Origin of the sequence: Georgenia satyanarayanai (genome assembly GCF_009193135.1) — a bacterium.
GTDB classification, from domain to species: Bacteria; Actinomycetota; Actinomycetes; order Actinomycetales; family Actinomycetaceae; genus Oceanitalea; species Oceanitalea satyanarayanai.
The window spans coordinates 139362-161571 of the sequence record NZ_VUKC01000007.1; the positions used below are offsets into that span (position 1 = coordinate 139362).

Genomic DNA, 22210 nt, shown 5'->3' on the forward strand with positions numbered 1-22210 from the left:
ACCTCCCGTCAGTCATCGGACCGGTACGAGCCCGTCCCGCTGCGTGATGGGCGCCGTGCGTGTGCGACTCAAGGAGGAATCGTGACCCAACGACCAACGGGGCGCCGCTGGGCGAGCCGAGGGGCGAGTGCGCTGCTCGCCGGAGTGCTGGCGCTGCCGCTCGCGATGAGCGGAGCACATGCTCAGTCCGAGCCGCCACCGGCGGCACCAGCCGATGACCCAGCACTGGACTGGAACAACTACGAGCGCGTCCTGCTCTCCAAGGAGACCGGGGAGCCGATCGGCATGGCCGTGCTCCCGGACAGCAGGGTGATCCACACCGCCCGCAACGGCGAGATTCGGCTGACCAACCCCGAGACGGGCCTCACCGAACTCATCGCGGACATCGATGTCTACGCGAACTCGGAGGACGGACTCCAGGGCATCGCGCTCGACCCGAACTTCGAGGAGAACGGCTGGGTCTACACCGTCTACGCGCCGCGCGTGATGGACGGGCTCAACTCCAAGGGCGACCCCTACCCCGAGACCACCCCGGCGGGCAGTGCCCCGGAGCAGCTGCCCGCGGGCGAGGACATCGGATACTGGGACCAGTGGCTCGGGTACAACGTGCTCTCCCGGTTCCAGCTCGACGCCGAGACCGGCACCTTCGACGTCGACTCCGAGCAGGAGATCATCCGTTTCGAGGTCGAGCGTGGGCAGTGCTGCCACGTCGGCGCCGACATCGCCTTCGACGGCGAGGGCAACCTCTTCCTCTCCACGGGTGACAACACGCCGGCAGGTACGCCGGGCGCCAACGCCTACACGCCGATCAACAACCGCGAGGGCTTCAACCCCGGTTTCGACGCGCGCCGTGGCGCGGGCAACACGAACGACCTGCGCGGTGCGATCCTCCGGATCACGCCGAACGAGGAGATTGCCGCCGACGCCGACGCCGAGCCGGGCGAGGGCAGCACGTACACGATCCCCGAGGGCAACCTGTTCTCCGGCGAGGAGTACGCGGACGAGCCGGTGCGCGAGGAGATCTACGTCTTCGGTCTGCGCAACCCCTTCCGCATCGCCTACGACATCGAGAGCGAGGCGCTCTTCTGGGGTGAGTACGGTCCCGACGCGCCTCAGGCGCAGGACGACCGTGGCCCCATGGGCTACGTCGAGTGGCAGCTCACCACCGAGCCGATGAACGGTGGCTGGCCCTACTGCCACGGCCCCAACGACGAGCCCTACAGCGAGTGGGACTTCGAGACGGGCGCCCCCACGGAGACCGGCTTCTTCGACTGCGACGCCGGCCCGGTGAACAACTCGACCTGGAACACCGGCATGGTGCAGATGCCCCCGGTGACCGAGCCGCAGATCTGGTACGGCGACAACCCGGGTGATCAGCCGTGGGACGAGTTCGTCACCTTCGCCGACCGAGGTGGACAGGCTCCCATGGGGGGCCCCATGTACCGCTACGACCCGGCCAGCTCCTCGCCGACGAAGTTCCCCGAGTACTGGGACGGGAAGATCTTCATGGGGGAGTTCTCCCAGGACTACATGGCCGTCCTCGAGATGGACGAGCCGACGAGCGCCGGTGAGGTCACCGGGGTGACGAACTTCCTGCCCAACGCGCACCTGTACGAGCAGGCCGTGCCGGAGTGGCGCGGCATCATCGACATGGAGTTCGGCCCGGACGGCAGCCTCTACGTGCTTGAGTACGGCAAGGGCTTCTTCCGCCAGAACCCGGACGCCGGGCTCTACCGGATCGACTACAACGAGGGCAACCAGGCGCCCCGCGCGTCCTTCACGGCCGACCCGGTCTCCGGCAGCGACGCACCGCTCACGGTGAACTTCGACGCCTCCGCGTCCTTCGACCCGGAGGGTGAGGACCTCACCTACGAGTGGGACCTCTACGGCAACGGTGAGATCGACGCCACCGGCGAGACGCTCACCTACACCTACGAGGAGCGCGGGCAGTACACGGTCGTCCTGCGTGTCTCCGACCCGCAGGGTCTCTTCGGTCTGGCCGTCGGCCAGATCACCGTGGGCAACACCGCGCCCGAGGTCAGCCTGACGATCGACGACGGCGCCATCTTCGACTGGGGTGACACGTTCACCGCCGAGGTGCGCGTGAGTGACGCCGAGGACGGCGACGACCCGGACTGCGAGCGGGTCAGCTGGATCTTCGGTCTCGGGCACGACGACCACGCTCACCCCGAGCTGTCCGGCACGGGGTGCACGATCACTGTCGAGACCCGCGAGAGCGCCCGCGAGCACGGCGAGGGGGAGAAGCTCTTCGGCACGCTCGTCGTCTCCTACACCGACGAGCCGCAGGGGGAGGTCCCCGCCACCACCGGTGAGACCACGCTCGTCCTCAAGCCTCAGGTGCAGCAGGCTCAGTGGTTCGACGCGATCGACGGCGCGACCGTCGTGAGCGACAGTGGCGCCGGGGCCGGTGCGTACGTCACCGACCTCGACAGCGGGTCGATCACCTTCGCGCCGATGGCCTTCAGCCACGCCCCGACGGGCGACGTCATCGACACCGTCACCGCCCGTGGACAGGGCGAGGGGACCCTCTCGCTCAGCTGGGGCGAGGCGGAGACCCCGTTCGCCGAGTTCCCGTTCACCGATGAGGACGGCTGGCAGGACGTCGAGACGACACTGACCGAGATCCCCGAGGGTTCCGGCTCGGTCGTCGTCACCGCGACCGGTGACGTCGACCTCGACTCGCTCGAGTTCCTCGCCTCCGGCGAGGCCCCGGGCGAGCCGGGTGAGCCCGGCGAGAACATCGTCGTCCCGGCCGAGCAGGTCTCGATCGGCATGTTCTCCCTGACGAACTGGGTGGACGAGGTCGGTCTCCCGGCTGTGCTCGCACGCCTGGCGGAGATCGGCTTCGAGAACATCGAGCCCTTCGGCAGCAACTTCTCCGGCTACACCGCCGCGGAGTTCCGGACCATGGTCGACGAGCTCGGCCTGAGCGTGCCGAGCTCGCACTACAACACCGCCGAGGCAACCTTCGATGAGACGCTCGAGTTCGTCGAGACGCTCGGTCAGGAGTACGTCGGCTCGGGCGGCTTCGTCCAGGGCATGAACCTCGACACCTACGAGTCCACTGTCGCGGTCGCTGAGGCGATGGACCGCCTCGGTCAGCGTTCCGTCGAGGCCGGGGTCGGGAAGTTCTTCGGCCACAACCACGCGAGCGAGTTCACCACGGTGCACGACATCCCCGGTGACCACGGCAACGAGGGGCAGATGTCGGCGTGGGAGATCCTCGTGGAGAACACCAACCCCGAGTACGTGACCTTCCAGCTCGACGTGGCCTGGGCCGCGCACGCCGGGGTTGACGTCCCGGCTCTGATCGAGGAGCACGGGGACCGCATCGAGCTGCTCCACGTCAAGGACGCCACCAACCTCGGTGGGTCGTCCAACCCGACCTTCGTCAACCTCGGCGAGGGCGACGTGGACCTCCAGGGCATCCTGGCGGCCGCCGAGGAGCACGCGGACATCGCGTACTACGTCATGGAGCTCGACCGCGCCGCCGACGGCGAGACCTTCGTCGAGACGGGCTTCGAGTACCTCACCGGGCGGGAGCCCGGGGAGGTGCCTGCCCCGGTCGAGGTCACGCCTGCCGCGGTGACCTTCACCGACCTGCCGGGCACGGAGAACGACACCTTCACGGTGCCGCGCGTGGTCGGGGTGGAGTACCTCGTCGACGGCGACGTCGTCGCGCCGGGTACCTACCCGGGCGCGGGTACGGTGACGGTGACGGCGCGCCCCGCGGAGGGCTACGTCCTGGCGGAGGGAAGCACTGCGCAGTGGAGCCACACCTTCTCCACCGAGGTGGCCGCGCGGACCGCCGAGTTCCACCTGTCCAACACGTGGGCTGGCACCACTGACGTGCGCTTCCCGTACGGTCGGACGACTGACGAGGTCTTCATCGGCGACTGGGACGGTGACGGCAGGGACACCGTGGCGCTGCGCCGCGGGAACACCTTCCACGTGTCCAACAGTCTGCGTGGCGGCGACGCGGACCGGGTGTTCCCCTACGGTCGGCCCGGTGACGACGTCCTGGTCGGTGACTGGAACGGTGACGGCCGCGACACCTTCGCAGTGCGTCGCGGGGCGGAGTACCACGTGAAGAACTCCCACAGCGGCGGTGAGGCCGACACGGTCATCCGCTACGGCCGTGAGGCCGACCAGGTGCTCGTGGGCGACTGGAACGGTGATTCCCGGGACACCTTCGCGGTGCGCCGAGGAGCGACCTACTACGTGAAGAACTCGATGTCCGGCGGCCCCGCCGATGTCGTCTTCGCCTACGGTCGTGCCGCTGACATCACCCTGGCGGGTGACTGGAACGGTGACGGACGCGACACCTTCGCGGTCCAGCGTGGTCGCACGTTCTACGTGAACCACGCGCTGCGAGGCGGGGCGGCCGACCAGGTCGTGACCTTCGGTCGCCTCGGTGACGAGGTGTTCGTCGGTGACTGGAACGGCAACGGCACCGACACGCTCGGTATCCGTCGTCCGGCGCAGGTCGTGCCCTCGTCGGCAGCTGCGGCGACTGGGGAGGTGCGAGCCCTGAGCAAGGTGGGCTGACACCCGTGAGCTCCACCGGGGCCCCCAGCCGATCCGGCTGGGGGCCCCGTTCGCGCGCCGCGCCGACTGGATGACCGAACATGGTCGTCTACATGCTGACTTTTGAATTGACGGTTCCTTAACTCGCTGTCTATCGTGGGCCGGGTCGTGATCTGGAGCACGTTGGTGGGGAGGGCGCCCCACACACCACGAAGTGTGTGCTGTCGCCGCCCCCACTAGCTGGGCCGAGTGGCAGTTTGGCGGACCGCCCGCCAGTCATCGATCCGGTCAGGTCCCGCTGTCGACGACAGCGGGACCTCCGCGTGCGCGACTCAAGGAGGAATCGTGGTCAGACGATCAACGGGGCGCCGCTGGGCGACCCGAGGTGCGAGTGCGCTGCTGACCAGCGCTCTCGTGCTGCCGCTCGCGATGAGCGGTGCGCAAGCACAAACCGAGCCGCCGGAAGCGGAGCCAGCCCCGGTCGAGGACCCGGCGCTGGACTGGAACAACTACGAGAAGGTCCTGCTCACCAAGAACACGGGCGAGCCGATCGACCTCGCCGTGCTGCCGGACTCGCGCGTCCTCCACACCGCGCGCAACGGCGTCGTCCGCCTGACGGACCCCACGACGGGTGGGACGTCCCAGGTCGCGCAGCTCGACGTGTACGCCAACTCCGAGGACGGCCTCCAGGGCATCGCGCTGGACCCCGACTTCGAGGAGAACAGATGGGTCTACCTCGTCTACGCGCCCCGGGTCATGTCCGGGACCACCGAGGACGGCACGCCCTACCCGGAGACCACCCCCTCCGGGAACGCCCCCAACAGCCTCCCCGAGGGCGCTGACCCCGAGACCTACTGGGACCAGTGGCTCGGGTACAACCTCCTCTCGCGTTTCAAGTGGGACGCCGAGACGAACACGCTCGACCTCGAGTCCGAGCAGGAGATCATCAAGGTCGACGCCCAGCGCGGCCAGTGCTGCCACGTCGGCGCGGACATCGCCTTCGACGAGGACGGCAACCTCTTCCTGTCGACGGGTGACAACACCCCCGCCGGCACCCCCGGTGCGAACGGCTACACGCCGATCAACAACGCCCCCGGCATGAACCCGGGCTTCGACGCCCGTCGCGGCGCCGGCAGCACCAACGACCTGCGCGGTGCGATCCTCCGGATCAACGTCAACGACGAGATCGAGGCGGGCGTCGAGCCCGGCCCCGGTACGTCGTACACGGTCCCCGAGGGCAACCTCTTCGACACGGGTGAGGTCGACCCCGAGCTGGTCCGCGAAGAGATCTACGTCATGGGCCTGCGCAACCCGTTCCGCATCGACTACGACGCCGAGTCCGGCGCCCTGTTCTGGGGCGACTACGGCCCCGACGCCGGTGCGGCCCAGGCCGACCGTGGCCCGATGGGCTACGTCGAATGGCAGCTGACCACCGAGCCGATGAACGGCGGGTGGCCCTACTGCCACGGCCCGAACGACGGCGGCGCCTACAACGAGTGGGACTTCGCCAACAACGCCCCGGGCGAGAACGGCTTCTTCGACTGCGACGAGGGTCCGGTCAACCGCTCCACCTGGAACACCGGCCTCGAGCAGCTCCCGCCGGTCACCGAGCCGCAGGTCTACTACGGCGACAACCCGGGCGACCAGCCGTGGGACATCCTCGTCGAGCTCGGCGGCGGCGGTCAGGCCCCCATGGGCGGCCCGATCTACCGTGCCGACCAGTACGACTCGGAGACGAAGTTCCCCGAGTACTGGGACGGCAAGCCCTTCCTGGCGGAGTTCTCCCAGGACTACGTGGTGTCGATCACGATGGACGAGCTCTCCTCCGAGGGCACCGTCACCGACATCATCGACTTCCTGCCGAACCTCCACCTCGAGACGGTGAACCAGCCCATCTGGGACAACGTCATGGACATGGAGTTCGGACCGGACGGCTCGATGTACGTGCTCGAGTACGGCGACGGCTTCTTCCGCCAGAACCCCGACGCGGGCCTGTACCGCATCGACTACGTCGGTGACGGCAACAAGACTCCGCAGGCTGCCTTCACGGCCAGCCCGGCGTCCAGCAGCGACGCCCCCCTCGAGGTCACCTTCGACGCCTCGGCGTCCCGTGACCCGGAGGGTGAGGAGCTCACCTTCGAGTGGGACCTCGACGGCGACGGTCAGTACGACGACGCCACCGGCGTGAGCCCGACCTACACCTACGAGGAGCGCGGCCTGTACAACGTCGCGCTGCGCGCGGTCGACCCCCAGGGCAAGGCCGGCCTGGCCACGTCGCAGATCAGCGTCGGCAACACGGCCCCCGAGATCACGCTGAGCGTGGACGACGGCGCCATCTTCAACTGGGGCGACGCCGTCCCGGTCTCCGTGTCGGTCACCGACGCGGAGGACGGCGACGACTTCGTCTGCAACAACGTGCGCTGGACCTTCGGTCTGGGACACAACGAGCACGCGCACCCGGAGCAGTCCGGGCGCGGCTGCGAGTTCACCCTCCAGACCAGCGAGGACGCCGTCGAGCACGGCGAGGGCGAGAAGATCTACGGCACCCTCGTCGTCACCTACGCCGACCAGGCGCAGCCGGACGTCCCGTCCATCACCGGTGAGGCCACGCTCATCCTCAAGCCCGAGGTGCAGCAGGCCGAGTGGTACGACGCCGCTGAGGGCGTCACCGTCGTCGACGACGCCGAGGCCGGCGCCGGCTCGTACGTCGAGCTGGGCGAGGGCTCCATCACCTTCCGCCCGATGGCCATGACCCACGCCCCCACCGGCGACGTCATCGACACCGTCACCGCCCGCGGCGCGGGCGAGGGCACCGTCTCCCTCACCTGGGCCGGCGAGGACACCCCGTTCGCCGACATCGAGTTCGGCGGCGCGGAGCCGGCCGAGCGGAACCTCACCGCTCAGTCCACGGTCGGTCAGTGGCTCGCCGACCCGGTCGGCGCCGAGTTCGTCAGCGGACTCGTCCCGGAGGAGTTCCACGACGCCGTTCGCGATGTCCCGCTCGAGGACCTCGTCGAGCTCTCCGAGGGGCAGATCTCCGCGCACGCGATCGCCGAGCTCGTCGAGGCGTACCAGAACGCCCCCGCTGCCCCCGGTGACGGTGGCTGGCAGGACGTCGAGGTCCGCTTCACGAGCATCCCCGAGGGCTCGGGCGAGGTCGTCGTCACCAGCACCGGTGACGTCGACCTGGACTACCTGGCCTTCACCGCCTCGGGCGAGCAGCCCCCGGCCGAGAACATCCGCATCCCCGCGGAGAAGGTCTCGATCGGCATGTTCTCCCTCATCCCGTGGGTCCGTGAGGCAGGTCTGCCGACCGTCCTCGAGCGGCTGGCGGAGATCGGCTTCCAGAACGTCGAGCCCTTCGGCAGCAACTTCAACGGCTACACCGCCGAGGAGTTCCGTGCGATGGTCGACGAGATCGGTCTGAAGGTTCCGTCCTCGCACTACAACACCGCCGAGGCGACCTTCGACCAGACGCTGGAGTTCGTCGACACGCTGGGCCAGGAGTACGTGGGCTCGGGTGGCTTCGTCCAGGGCCTGAACTTCGACACCTACGAGTCCACCCTCGCGGTGGCCGAGGCGATGGACCGTCTGGGCGAGCGTTCGGTGGAGGCCGGGATCGGCAAGTTCTTCGGTCACAACCACGACGGTGAGTTCCGCAGGACGTACGAGCACGAGGGTGAGGAGCTCTCGGTGTGGGAGATCCTCGTCCGTGAGACGAACCCCGAGTACGTGACCTTCCAGCTGGACGTGGCCTGGGCTGCGCACGCTGGTGTGGACGTCCCTGCTCTCATCGAGGAGTACGGCGACCGTATCGAGCTGCTGCACGTCAAGGACGCCGTCAACGTGGCGGGTGAGGGTCGTCCGACCTTCACCAACCTCGGTGAGGGTGAGGTCCCGCTGCAGGAGATCCTGGCCGCGGCCGAGGAGCACGCGGACATCGCGCTCTACGTCCTCGAGTACGACCAGGCCCCGCTCGGCGAGCTCTTCGCCGAGACCGGTTTCTCCTACCTCACGGGCGAGGACCTCGTCCCCGTCCGGGTGGAGACCGAGGATGTCTCGATCGGCATGTTCTCCCTCATCCCGTGGGTGAACAGCGACGGCCTGCCGTCGGTGCTCGCCCGCCTGGCGGAGATCGGCTTCGAGAACGTCGAGCCCTTCGGCAGCAACTTCAACGGCTACACCGCGGAGCAGTTCCGCGCGATGGTCGACCTCATCGGTCTCAACGTGCCCTCCTCGCACTACAACGTCGCGGAGGACACCTTCGACGCGACGCTGGCGTACGTGGACACGCTGGGTCAGGAGTACGTCGGCTCGGGAGGGTTCCCCCAGCCCGGGATCTCCTCCTACGGCAAGGTGCTCCAGACTGCCGATGCGATGAACCGGCTCGGTCGACTCTCGGTCGAGGCGGGCGTCGGCAAGCTCTTCGGTCACAACCACGCGACGGAGTTCACCACCGTGTACAACCACGGCGGTGAGGAGATGTCGGCGTGGGAGATCCTCGTCGACCTCACCGACCCGCGGTACGTGACCTTCCAGCTGGACGTGGCCTGGGCTGCGCACGCCGGGGTGGACGTCCCTGCTCTCATCGAGGAGCACGGCGACCGCATCGAGCTGCTGCACGTCAAGGACGCGACCGGTCTGGGTGGCTCGACCAACCCCACCTTCACCAACCTCGGTGACGGTGACGTCCCGCTCCAGGACATCCTGCGCGCCGCCCGCGACCACGCGGACATCGCCCTGTACGTCCTGGAGTACGACGTCGCCCCGCAGGGCGAGGACTTCGCCGAGACCGGGTTCGAGTACCTCACCGGCCAGGAGGCCGGCGAGGAGGGCTCGCGTCCGGTCGAGGTGACGCCCGCACCGGTGACCTTCACCGACGAGTACGGCACGGACGCCGACACCTTCACGGTGCCGCGCTCCACCGGTGTCGTCTACCTCGTCGACGGTGAGGTCGTGGCACCCGGGACGTACCCGGGCGCCGGCACGGTGACCGTCACCGCGCAGGCCGCGGAGGGCTTCGTGCTCGCCGCTGACGCCGAGTGGACCTACACCTTCTCGACGGCGGGTGCCCCGGCCCCCGACCGCCGGACGGCGGAGTTCCACCTGTCCAACACCTGGCGCGGCACCACCGACGTCCACTTCATGTACGGCCGCTGGGCCGACGAGGTGCTCATCGGTGACTGGAACGGCGACGGCAAGGACACGATCGCGGTCCGCAAGGGCAACGAGTTCCACGTGTCCAACAGCCAGCGTGGCGGGAACCCCGACTCGGTGTTCACCTACGGCCGCCCCGGCGACGTCATCCTCGTCGGTGACTGGGACGGCGACGGCAAGGACACCTTCGCGGTGCGCCGCGGTGCGGAGTACCACGTCAAGAACACCCTCCGGGGTGGTCCGGCCGACGTGAGCTTCACCTACGGCCGCGCCGACGACCAGGTGCTCGTCGGTGACTGGAACGGCAACGACGTCGACACCCTGGCGATCCGCCGTGGTGCGACCTACCACGTGAAGAACTCGGTCATCGGCGGCGACGCCGACGTGGTCTTCACCTACGGTCGGGCCTCGGACGTCACCCTCGCGGGTGACTGGGACGGCGACGGTGTGGACACCTTCGCCCTCCAGCGTGGGCGTACGTACCACGTGACCAACTCCCTGCGTGGCGGGGACGCGGACACGGTCCTCACCTTCGGCCGCCTCGGTGACGAGGTGTACGTCGGTGACTGGAACGGCGACGGGACCGACACCCTCGGTGTCCGCCGCCCGGTCGGTGGCGCTTCCGCCGCCAAGACGATCAGCTCGCTGAGCAAGATCGGCTGACCTGCACCACCGCTCGACACAGGGGCCCCCAGCCAGCCGGCTGGGGGCCCCTGCCCGTGCACCCGGAGCCGTTGACGTCGCGGGGCGCCGGCCATACGCTCGGGCGACGAAGTGACGTAGCACACACTGATCGTGTGCTCGGTGGGGGTCGCTGAGTTCTGTGCAGACGCAGGGGGCGACGTCCAGCTGGACGCTGTCCGGCCGAAGAAGGCCGCGCCCCGGCGCGGCCCGCACGTGAACGCGACTCCAAGGAGATTGCCGTGGTCGATCGACCAACAGGCTCTCGAGGATGGGCCCGCGCCGCGGGCGCCGTCCTCGCCAGCACGCTCGTCCTTCCGCTCGCTGCCACCGGTGCGGGCGCGGACGTCGAACCACCACCGGACGACAGCGAGTTCAGCGCGCTGGTGTTCAGCAAGACCGCCGGCTTCCGGCACGGGTCCATCGAGGAGGGCGTCGCCGCGATCGAGCAGCTCGGCGCCGACAACGGCTTCACGGTGGACCACACCGAGGACGCCGCAGACTTCACCGAGGAGAACCTCGCCGACTACGACGTCGTCGTCTGGCTCTCCACCACCGGCGACGTGCTCGACGACGAGCAGCAGGCCGCCTTCGAGCAGTACATCCAGGGTGGCGGTGGGTACGCCGGCATCCACGCCGCCAGCGACACCGAGTACGACTGGCCCTGGTACGGCGAGCTCGTCGGCGCCTACTTCGCGGGCCACCCACCGGGCACCCCGGACGGCACGGTCGACGTCGCCGACCGTGTGCACCCCTCGACCGCGCACCTGCCCTTCGAGTGGGACCGCACCGACGAGTGGTACACCTACGACGAGAACGTGCGCGGTGACGTCCACGTCCTCGCCACGCTCGACGAGACGAGCTACGACCCGGGCGACCTGGCCATGGGCTCGGACCACCCGATCGCGTGGTGCCACGACTACGACGGCGGCCGGTCCTGGTACACCGGCGGCGGGCACACCGAGGCCTCCTTCGCCGAGCCGGCCTTCCTCGAGCACATCCTCGGCGGTCTCCGCACGGCGGCGGGTGTCGAGGACGCGAACTGCGCCGCGACCGTCGCCAGCTCCTACCAGAAGGTCACCCTCGTCCAGGGCGAGCAGAACGTCGGCGAGCCGATGGCCCTCGCGGTCCTGCCGAACGGGGACGTGCTCCACACGGCCCGTGACGGCCGGATCTTCTACACCGAGGGCGACGGCGGCACGCGCGTCGCCGGCACCGTCCCCGTGTACACGCACGACGAGGACGGCATGCAGGGCATCGCCATCGACCCGAACTTCGCGGAGAACCGGTGGGTCTACGCCTACTACGCCCCGCCGCTGGACACCCCGCCCGGGGACGCCCCTGAGTGGGGGACCCCGGAGGAGTTCGCCGCCTTCGACGGCTACAACCGGCTCTCCCGCTTCCGTCTGAGCGAGGAGGGCGTGCTCGACCTCGCGTCCGAGCAGGAGATCCTCCGGGTCGAGGCGGACCGCGGCACGTGCTGCCACGCGGGCGGCGAGATCGACTTCGACGCCGAGGGCAACCTCTACCTGTCCACCGGTGACGACACCAACCCCTTCGCGTCCGAGGGCTACACGCCCATCGACGAGCGCGAGGGCCGCAACCCCGCGTGGGACGCCCAGCGCTCCTCGGCCAACACCAACGACCTGCGCGGCAAGCTGCTGCGGGTGAGCGTGCTCGAGGAGATCCCCGAGGGCGCCGAGCCGGGCCCGGGCAGCACCTACGAGATCCCCGACGGCAACCTCTTCGCGCCCGGCACGGAGCTCACGCGGCCGGAGATCTACGGGATGGGCTTCCGCAACCCCTTCCGCTTCGCGGTCGACAAGGAGACCGGCTGGGTCCACCTCGGTGACTACGGCCCCGACGCCGGCAGCGCCGACCCCGACCGTGGCCCCGGCGGCCAGGTCGAGTTCAACCTCATCAAGGAGCCCGGCAACTACGGCTGGCCGTACTGCCACGGCGACAACGACGCCTACATCGACTACGAGTTCCCGCCGCAGGGCGAGCCCGCGGGCTCGGGTGAGTCCGGGGAGGCCTTCGACTGCGACAACCCCGTGAACGAGAGCCCCAACAACACCGGTCTCACCGAGCTCCCGCCCGCGATCCCGGCATGGTTGCCCTACGACGGTGGCTCGGTCCCCGACCTGGGTGACGGCAGCGAGTCGCCCATGGGCGGCCCGACCTACCGCTACGACCCCGAGCTCGACTCCGACCGCAAGTGGCCGGAGTACTGGGACGGCAAGACGCTCAACTACGAGTGGGGGCGGGACTGGATCCGCGAGTTCGTCATCGACGACGACGGTGGTCTCGTCGACATCGTCCCGTCCCTCGACTGGCTCGAGCCGTCCACGCCGATGGCCGTCGAGTTCGGACCCGACGGTGCGCTGTACGTCCTCGACTACGGCAGCGGCGGGTTCTTCTCCGGCGCCTGGGACTCCGCGGTGTACCGCGTGGACTACGTGGCCGACAGCCCCAACCCCGTCGCCCGGATCGAGACGTCGACGAACAACGGCCAGCCCCCGCTGACCGTCGAGTTCGACGGCACCGGGTCGACCGACCCGCAGGAGATGCCGCTGTCCTACGCGTGGGACTTCGACAACGACGGCGAGATCGACTCGACCGAGCCGACCGCCAGCTTCACCTACGAGACGGCCGGCGTGTTCACCGCGCGGCTCACGGTGAGCGCCGGCGAGGGGGAGGAGCTGCGGACAGGCACGATCACGACGAACGTCATCGTCGGCAACACCGCCCCCGAGGTCACCCTCGAGCTCCCGGTCGACGGCGGCATCTTCAGCTTCGGTGACGAGGTGCCCTTCCGGGTCACCGTCACCGACGTCGAGGACGGCGAGATCGACTGCTCCCGCGTCCGCGTCGAGTACATCCTCGGCCACGACGAGCACGGCCACCCGCTGAGCTCGGCGACCGGCTGCGAGGGCACGATCACCACACCGCGCGACGAGGGGCACGGTCTGGACGCCAACGTCTTCGGCGTCATCAACGCCTCGTACACCGACCTCGGTGCCGAGGACCTGCCCGCCCTCTCGGCGGACGACGAGGCCGTGCTGCGGCTGCGGCACCAGCAGGCCGAGTTCTTCACCGAGGGTGAGGGCGTGGAGGTCGTCGACCGTGAGGGTGCCGGCGGCGGCAGCGCCGTGGGCGAGGCCGGTGACGGCGACTGGATCTCCTTCGCGCCGATGGACCTCACGAACATCGACGGGGTCTCGCTGCGTTACACCTCGACGGGCACGGGCACCGTCGAGGTGCGCAAGGGCGCTGTCGACGGCGAGCTCATGGCGACGGTCGAGCTCGAGGCGACCGACGGCTGGACGAGCTCCGCCACCGCGGCCGTGAGCCCCGTCGGCGGACCCGACCCGGTGTACTTCGTCGTCACCGGTGACGCGGCCGTGGAGATCGACGAGATCCACTTCGAGGGCCAGGGCATGTCCGCCGAGGATCCGGACCCTGACCGGGTCGAGATCCCCGTGGAGAGGGTCTCGGTCCAGATGTTCTCCCTCATCCCGTGGGTCGAGGAGGCCGGACTACCGTCGGTGCTCGCCCGGCTCGCGGAGATCGGGCTGGAGAACATCGAGCCCTTCGGCGGGAACTTCGCCGGCTACACCGCCGAGGAGTTCCGCGCGATGGTCGACCTCATCGGGCTCGACGTGCCCTCCTCGCACTACAACACGAACGAGGGCACCTTCGACGAGACGCTGGACTACGTCGAGACGCTGGGGCAGGAGTACGTCGGCTCGGGAGGGTTCGCCCAGCCGGGGATCAGCTCCTACGGGCGGGTGCTCGAGACGGCTCAGACGATGAACCGCCTCGGCCAGCGCTCGGTCGAGGCCGGCATCGGCAAGTTCTTCGGCCACAACCACGCGGTCGAGTTCACCACCGTGTACAACCACGGCGGTGAGGAGATGTCGGCGTGGGAGATCCTCGTCGAGGAGACCAACCCCGAGTACGTGACCTTCCAGCTGGACGTTGCCTGGGCCGCGCACGCCGGGGTCGACGTTCCTGCTCTCATCGAGGAGCACGGCGACCGCATCGAGCTCCTGCACGTCAAGGACGCGACCGGTCTCGGTGAGGAGGACGGGCCGAACTTCACCAATCTCGGTGACGGTGACGTCCCGCTCCAGGACATCCTCGCCGCGGCGGAGGAGCACGCCGAGATCGCGTACTACGTGATGGAGTACGACGTCGCCCCGGAGGGCGAGGACTTCGTCGAGACCGGGTTCGAGTACCTCACCGGCCAGGCGGCCGGCGAGGAGGGCTCGCGCCCGGTCGAGGTGACGCCCGCACCGGTGACCTTCACCGACGAGTACGGCACGGACGCCGACACCTTCACGGTGCCGCGCTCCACCGGTGTCGTCTACCTCGTCGACGGTGAGGTCGTGGCACCCGGGACGTACCCGGGCGCGGGCACGGTGACCGTCACCGCGCAGGCCGCGGAGGGCTTCGTGCTCGCCGACGGCTCGGCCACCGAGTGGAGCCACACCTTCTCGACCGAGGGTGCCCCGCCACCCGACCGTCGGACGGCGGAGTTCCATCTGTCCAACACCTGGCGCGGCACCACCGACGTCCACTTCATGTACGGCCGGATGACCGACGAGGTGCTCATCGGTGACTGGGACGGCGACGGCCGGGACACGATCGCGGTGCGCCGCGGCAACGTGTTCCACGTGTCCAACGCGCAGCGCGGCGGTGACGCCGACGCCGTGTTCACCTACGGCCGGCCCGGTGACGTCATCCTCGCGGGTGACTGGGACGGTGACGGCCGGGACACCTTCGCGGTGCGCCGCGGTGCGGAGTACCACGTCAAGAACAGCCTCCGGGGTGGTCCGGCCGACGTGAGCTTCACCTACGGCCGCGCGGACGACGAGGTGCTCGTCGGTGACTGGGACGGCAACGGCAACGACACCCTGGCGATCCGCCGTGGTGCGACCTACCACGTGAAGAACTCGGTCATCGGCGGCGACGCCGACGTGGTCTTCACCTACGGCCGTCCCTCGGACGTCACCCACGCGGGTGACTGGGACGGCGACGGCGTCGACACCTTCGCCATCCAGCGCGGTCGGGTCTTCCACGTGAACAACTCCCTGCGTGGCGGGGACGCGGACACGGTCCTCACCTTCGGCCGCCTCGGTGACGAGGTGTACGTCGGTGACTGGAACGGGGACGGGACCGACACCCTCGGGATCCGTCGCCCCGTCGGCGGTGCCGCCGCTGCCAAGACGATCAGCTCGCTGAGCAAGATCGGCTGATCCGAGAGCTGGGCCCAGGGCCCCGCAGCCGTCCCGGCTGCGGGGCCCTGCGCCGTGTCCCGGCTCCTCCGAAAGGACGAGAGGGTCGCCGATCACCAGACCTCGGCTACCGACTTTTGTTGACCTGCACGCAAAACTGACCCTAGGCTGTGACCGCCTGTGATCTAACGCACACGGCCTGGCTCCCCGCACCGATGCGAGGACGCCGGGCCTGGCACCGGCCGACAGGCCGGACGTGTCCACGATTCGAGGAGGAAGCGTGACCAGACGACCGATGGGCGGGCGGTGGTGGGCCCGAGGCGCGAGCACGGTGCTCGCCAGCGCCCTCGTACTGCCGCTCGCCGTGAGCGGCGCCAATGCAGACGTTGAACCGCCACCGACGGACGACGCGGAGTTCAGCGCGCTCGTCTTCAGCAAGACCGCCGGCTTCCGCCACAACTCGATCCCGGCGGGGATCGCCGCGATCGAGCAGCTCGGCGAGGAGCACAACTTCTCGGTGGACGCCACCGAGGACGCCACCGACTTCACCACCGACAATCTCGCCCAGTACGACGTCGTCGTCTGGCTGTCCACGACGGGAGACGTGCTCAACGACGAGCAGCAGGCCGCCTTCGAGGAGTACATCCAGGGCGGTGGCGGTTACGCCGGCATCCACGCGGCCAGCGACACCGAGTACGACTGGCCCTGGTACGGGGAGCTCGTCGGCGCCTACTTCGCCAGCCACCCTCCCGGCACGCCGAACGCTGACGTCGCGGTCGTCGACCAGGTCCACCCGTCCACCGCGCACCTGCCGATGAGGTGGAACCGCACCGACGAGTGGTACAACTACCGCGACAACCCGCGCGGTGACGTCCACGTCCTCGCCACGCTGGACGAGACGACCTACGCGCCCGGCAACAACGCCATGGGCACCGACCACCCCATCGCCTGGTGCCACAACCATGACGGCGGTCGGTCCTGGTACACCGGTGGCGGCCACACCAGCGCGTCCTTCTCCGAGCCGGAGTTCGTCGAGCACATCCTCGGCGGCCTGCGCACCGCGGCGGGCGTCGAGGGGGCGGACTGCACCGCCACCGTGGAGAGCTCCTTCGAGCAGGTGACCCTGGCACGGGGCGGGGCGACGATCGGTGAGCCGATCGCGCTCGCCGTCCTGCCGAACGGCGACGTCCTGCACACGGCCCGCGACGGCCGGGTCTTCTACACGACCGCCGACGCCTCGACCCGCACGGCCGCGACGATCCCCGTCTACAGCCACGACGAGGACGGTCTCCAGGGCATCGCGATCGACCCGAACTTCGAGGAGAACCGGTGGGTGTACATCTACTACGCACCCCCGCTCGACACGCCGCCGGGTGACGCGCCCGAGGACGGCACCGCCGAGCAGTTCGCCGCTTTCGAGGGGTACAACAGCCTCTCCCGCTTCCAGCTGAGCGAGGACGGCGTTCTCGACCTCGCCTCGGAGCAGGAGATCATCCGGGTGGAGGCCGACCGCGGCATCTGCTGCCACGCCGGCGGCGAGATCGACTTCGACGCCGAGGGCAACCTCTACCTGTCCACCGGCGACGACACCAACCCCTTCGCCTCCGACGGCTACTCGCCGCTGGACGAGCGGGCCACCCGCAACCCGGCGTTCGACGCGCGTCGCACCTCGGGCAACACCAACGACCTGCGCGGCAAGCTCATCCGGATCGACGTCCTGGACGAGATCGCCGAGGACGCAGAGCCGGGCCCGGGCAGCACGTACACCATCCCCAGCGGCAACCTCTTCGACGAGTACTCCGGGGACGCGGACCTCGTGCGCGAGGAGGTCTACGCGATGGGCTTCCGCAACCCGTTCCGCTTCGCCGTCGACAAGGAGACCGGCTGGGTCCACCTCGGTGACTACGGTCCGGACGCCGGTGCGGCGAACCCGAACCGCGGGCCGGGCGGGCAGGTGGAGTTCAACCTCATCAAGGAGCCCGGGAACTTCGGCTGGCCCTTCTGCCACGGCGCGAACGACGCGTACAACGACTACGACTTCGCCACCGGCACCTCCGGCCCGAAGTTCGACTGCGAGAACCTCGTCAACGACAGTCCGCACAACACCGGGCTGACCGAGCTCCCGCCGGCCGTGCCGGCGTGGCTGCCCTACGACGGCGGCTCCGAGCCGCAGCTCGGCTCCGGCAGCGAGTCGCCCATGGGCGGCCCGACCTACAACTACGACCCCGAGCTGGACTCGGACACCAAGTGGCCCGAGTACTACGACGGGAAGACCTTCAACTACGAGTGGGGCCGCGGATGGATCCGTGAGTTCGTCATCGACGAGGAGGGTGGTCTTGTCGACATCGTCCCGTCCTTCGACTGGCTCGAGCTCTCGTGGCCGATGAACGTCGAGTTCGGTCCCGACGGTGCCCTGTACGTCCTCGACTACGGGCGGAGCTGGTTCGGTGGTGACCAGTTCTCGGCGCTCTACCGCATCGACTACGTCGGCACGCTCAACCCGGTCGCGCGCATCGAGACCTCGACGACCAACGGCGCCCTGCCGCTGACAGTCAACTTCGACGCGTCCACCTCGACCGATCCCGAGGGGTCGGACCTCACCTTCGAGTGGGACTTCGAGAACGACGGCGAGATCGACGCGACAGGTGTGACGACCTCCCACACGTTCACCGAGCCGGGCGTGCACACCGTGCGCCTCAACGCGGTGAGCGAGGACGGCCGGGTGGGGACGGCGACCGTCAACATCACGGCGGGCAACACCGCGCCGGTCGTCGAGCTCGAGATCCCCGAGGACGGCTCGGTCTTCTACTTCGGTGACACGGTGCCCTTCCGGGTCAACGTCACCGACGTGGAGGACGGTGACATCGACTGCGACGACGTCATCGTCGAGTACATCCTCGGCCACGACAGCCACGGGCACCCGCTCTCGCGGACCACGGGCTGCGAGGGGTCGATCGCGACGGCGGCCGACGAGGGCCACGGCCTGGACGCCAACGTCTTCGGCATCATCAACGCCCGCTACGCCGACCAGGGCGCGGACGGCGTGCCCAGCCTCACCGGTGACGACGAGGCGATGCTGCGGCTGCGCCGCCAGCAGGCGGAGTTCTACGACGACGCCTCCGGCGTCAACGTCGTCACCAAGGACGGCGCCGCCGGCGGCCGTCAGGTCGGTGACATCCACGACGGAGACTGGATCTCCCTCGACCCGCTGAACTTCACGGGCATCGACGGCATCTCCTTCCGGTACTCCTCCGGCGGCGCCGGGGGCACGGTCGAGGTGCGTCAGGGAGCGGTCGACGGTCCCGTCGTCGCCTCCGTCGAGCTCGCGAGCACGGGCGGCTGGGAGACCTGGGACGTCAGCGAGACGGTCGCCGTCGACGCCGAGCCCGGCAGCGGGCCGGTGTTCTTCGTGTTCACCGGTGACACCGAGGACGCGCTGTTCGACATCGACGAGATCCGTTTCTCCGGCCGCGGAGCGGCGGACAACGTCGCGCCGACGATCCAGGTCGAGGCCACCCCGACGTCCGGGGAGGCACCTCTCGAGGTGACCTTCACGGCGACGGCGTCCGACCCCGACGGTGACGACGTCACCCTCACGTGGGACTTCGGCGACGGGGCCACGGGTGAGGGCGCCGAGGTGACCCACACCTACACCGAGGCCGGCACGTACACGGCGACGGTCACGGCGACCGACGAGGGTGGAGCCGCGGCCACGGCCACGGTCACCATCACCGTCGGGGCGCCCCCGGCGCAGTGCGTCGACGTGTGGACCGACGACTTCGACGGCGACACCCTCGACGCCGAGTCGTGGACCGTGGTCCGCAGGGACCACAACCTCCGGGTGAGCGGCGGCAGCCTCATCATGCCGACGTCGGGCACCGACATCTACGGCACGAACAACAGCGACTCGCCCAACCTCGTCCTGCGGGACCTGCCGGACGGTCCGTTCACGGTCACCACCAAGGTGACCATGGAGGGCACCGGCGCCTACCAGCAGGCCGGGCTTCTCATCTACGGCGACGACGACAACTACGCCAAGATGGTGCTCCAGGAGCGCAGCGACAACCGGGCCGAGCGGGTGTACCAGTTCATCCGTGAGGAGGCCGGGTCGCCGAACGAGGTCGGGGCCTCCAACAGCCCCGCCCTCGGTGCGGACTACCCCTCCACCGGGTGGGTGCGCTTCACGAGTGACGGGGAGAACCTCAACGCGTCCTACAGCGCGGACGGGGTCACCTTTACCGAGATGTCGGAGACTAAGTCGCTCGCCGGCATCGACAACCCGCGGGTCGGTGTCTTCGCCGTCCAGGGTGGTGACCGGCCGCAGGCGCCGGTCGACGCCTCCTTCGACTTCGTGTCGATCTCGTCGGTCGACGCCTCCGGTGAGGTCGACCCGAGCGACGAGTTCAGCGGCACCGCGCTCGACGAGTGCCGCTGGGAGGTCGTGCGCCCCGACCCGGAGCACCTGCGGGTCGTCGACGGTCACCTCGAGCTGGACGCCACCCCTGGTGACATCTACGGGGGCGACAACCAGACGCCGGCCAACTTCGTGGTCCAGGACCTCGGCGACGAGGACTGGACGGTGGAGACGGTCGTCGACACCTCCGAGACCACCCGCCAGTACGAGCAGGGCGGCCTCATCGCGTACGTCGACGACGACAACTACGTCAAGCTCGACGTGCTCACGACCAACAGCCCCGGCGCAGCGGTGTCGCGGCTGGTCGAGATCCGCAGCGAGATCGACAGCGCGGTCCAGGACCCGCAGCCGAACTCGCCGGCGATCACGGCGACGACCGTGCACCTGCGGCTCACCAAGGCGGGGGACACCTTCACCGGGTCCTACTCCGTCGACGGTGGCGAGACGTGGACCGACCTGCCGTCGGTCACCAACGCGGGCGTCGCAGCGGACGGGCGCGTGGGTCTCTTCGCGCTCGGCGCCGCCTCACAGGAGGAGCCGACGCTCCGCTTCGACTACTTCCGCGTCCTCGGTGACGAGCCGACCGAGCCGGTGCTCGTGCCGGTGGAGAAGGTGTCGATCGGGCTGTACTCCCTCATCCCGTGGGTGAACGCGGAGGGCCTGCCCACGGTCCTCGCGCGTCTGGCCGAGATCGGGCTGGAGAACATCGAGCCCTACGGCGCGAACTTCAACGGCTACACGGCCGAGCAGTTCCGTGCCCTGGTCGACGAGATCGGCCTGCGGGTCCCCTCGTCGCACTACAACGTCGGCGAGGCGAGCTTCGACGAGACGCTCGCGTACGTCGAGACGATCGGCCAGGAGTACGTCGGGTCCGGCGGCTTCCCCGCCCCGGGCATCGGCAGCTACGAGAACACCCTGGCGACGGCCGAGGCGATGGACCGTCTCGGCGAGCGGTCCGTGGAGGCCGGGATCGGGAAGTTCTTCGGCCACAACCACGCGGTCGAGTTCACCACCATGTACGAGCACGAGGGTGAGCAGATGTCGGCGTGGGAGATCCTCGTCGAGGAGACGAACCCGGAGTACGTCACCTTCCAGGTGGACGTGGCCTGGGCGGCGCACGCGGGCGTGGACGTCCCGGCGCTCCTCGCGGAGCACGGGGACCGCATCGAGCTGCTCCACATCAAGGACGCCACGGGCCTCGGCGGCAGCATCGCCTTCACGAACCTCGGTGAGGGAGACGTGCCGCTGCAGGAGATCCTCGCCGCGGCGCAGGAGCACGCGGACATCGCCTACTACGTCATGGAGTACGACGTGGCGCCGCAGGGCGAGGACTTCGTCGAGACCGGGTTCGAGTACCTCACCGGCCAGCCGGCCGGCGAGGAGGGCTCCCGCCCCGTGGAGGTGACCCCCGCCGCGGTGACCTTCTCCGACCAGGAGGGCACCGAGGACGACACGTACACGGTGCCGTGGAGCCCGGGCGTGGAGTACCTCGTCGACGGCGACGTCGTCGAGCCGGGGACCGTGCAGGGCTCCGGTGAGGTGACGGTCACCGCCCGTGCTCTCGCGGGCTTCGTCATCGCGGACGGCGCGACGACGACGTGGACCCACACGTTCACCGACGGGGAGCCCGAGCCGGTGGAGGTGACGCCCGCACCGGTGACGTTCTCCGACGAGGACGGCACCGCGGACGACACGTACACGATCCCCGCCACCACCGGCGTGGAGTACCTCGTCGACGGTGAGGTCGTGCCGGCCGGGACCTACCCGGGCTCCGGGACGGTCACCGTCACCGCACGTGCCCTCGAGGGTTACGTGCTCGCCGAGGGCGCGACCGCCGAGTGGGTGCACACCTTCTCCACCGATGGTGGGCCGGCGGAGCCGGTGGAGGTGACGCCGCTCGCGGTGACCTTCACCGACCGGGCCGGCTTCGCCAACGACACGTTCACGATCCCCGCGGTCGAGGGTGTGGAGTACCTGGTGGACGGTGAGGTCGTGCCGGCGGGGACCTACCCGGGTGTCGGGACCGTCGAGGTGATCGCGCGGGCGACGGAGGGCTTCGTGCTCGCCGAGGGCGCGGTGGCCGAGTGGTCCTTCACCTTCTCCACCGCCGGGCAGCCGCAGCCGGACCGTCGCACCGCGGAGTTCCACCTGTCCAACACGTGGCGCGGGT

The 22210-nt window shown here is 69.4% G+C and carries 4 protein-coding genes; all 4 read left to right on the forward strand.

All coding sequences use genetic code 11. The annotated features are described in order from the left end of the window. Nucleotides 1–81: 81 nt before the first annotated feature. Nucleotides 82–4569, forward strand: a complete 4488-nt coding sequence (locus GD632_RS09960) for a PQQ-dependent sugar dehydrogenase (RefSeq protein ID WP_152191597.1) — start codon at nucleotides 82–84, stop codon at nucleotides 4567–4569. Between the two features lie 324 nt (nucleotides 4570–4893). Further along, the gene (locus GD632_RS09965) at nucleotides 4894–10368 is read left to right on the forward strand and encodes a TIM barrel protein (RefSeq protein ID WP_152191599.1); all 5475 of its coding nucleotides are present in this window, start codon (nucleotides 4894–4896) and stop codon (nucleotides 10366–10368) included. A gap of 260 nt (nucleotides 10369–10628) precedes the next feature. Further along, complete coding sequence (locus tag GD632_RS16225) at nucleotides 10629–15647, forward strand: ThuA domain-containing protein (RefSeq protein ID WP_226924793.1); 5019 nt, start codon at nucleotides 10629–10631, stop codon at nucleotides 15645–15647. A 259-nt stretch (nucleotides 15648–15906) separates the two neighbouring features. Continuing rightward, on the forward strand, nucleotides 15907–22210 hold a 6304-nt coding region (locus GD632_RS09975; RefSeq protein ID WP_193311430.1), incomplete at its 3' end, for a ThuA domain-containing protein.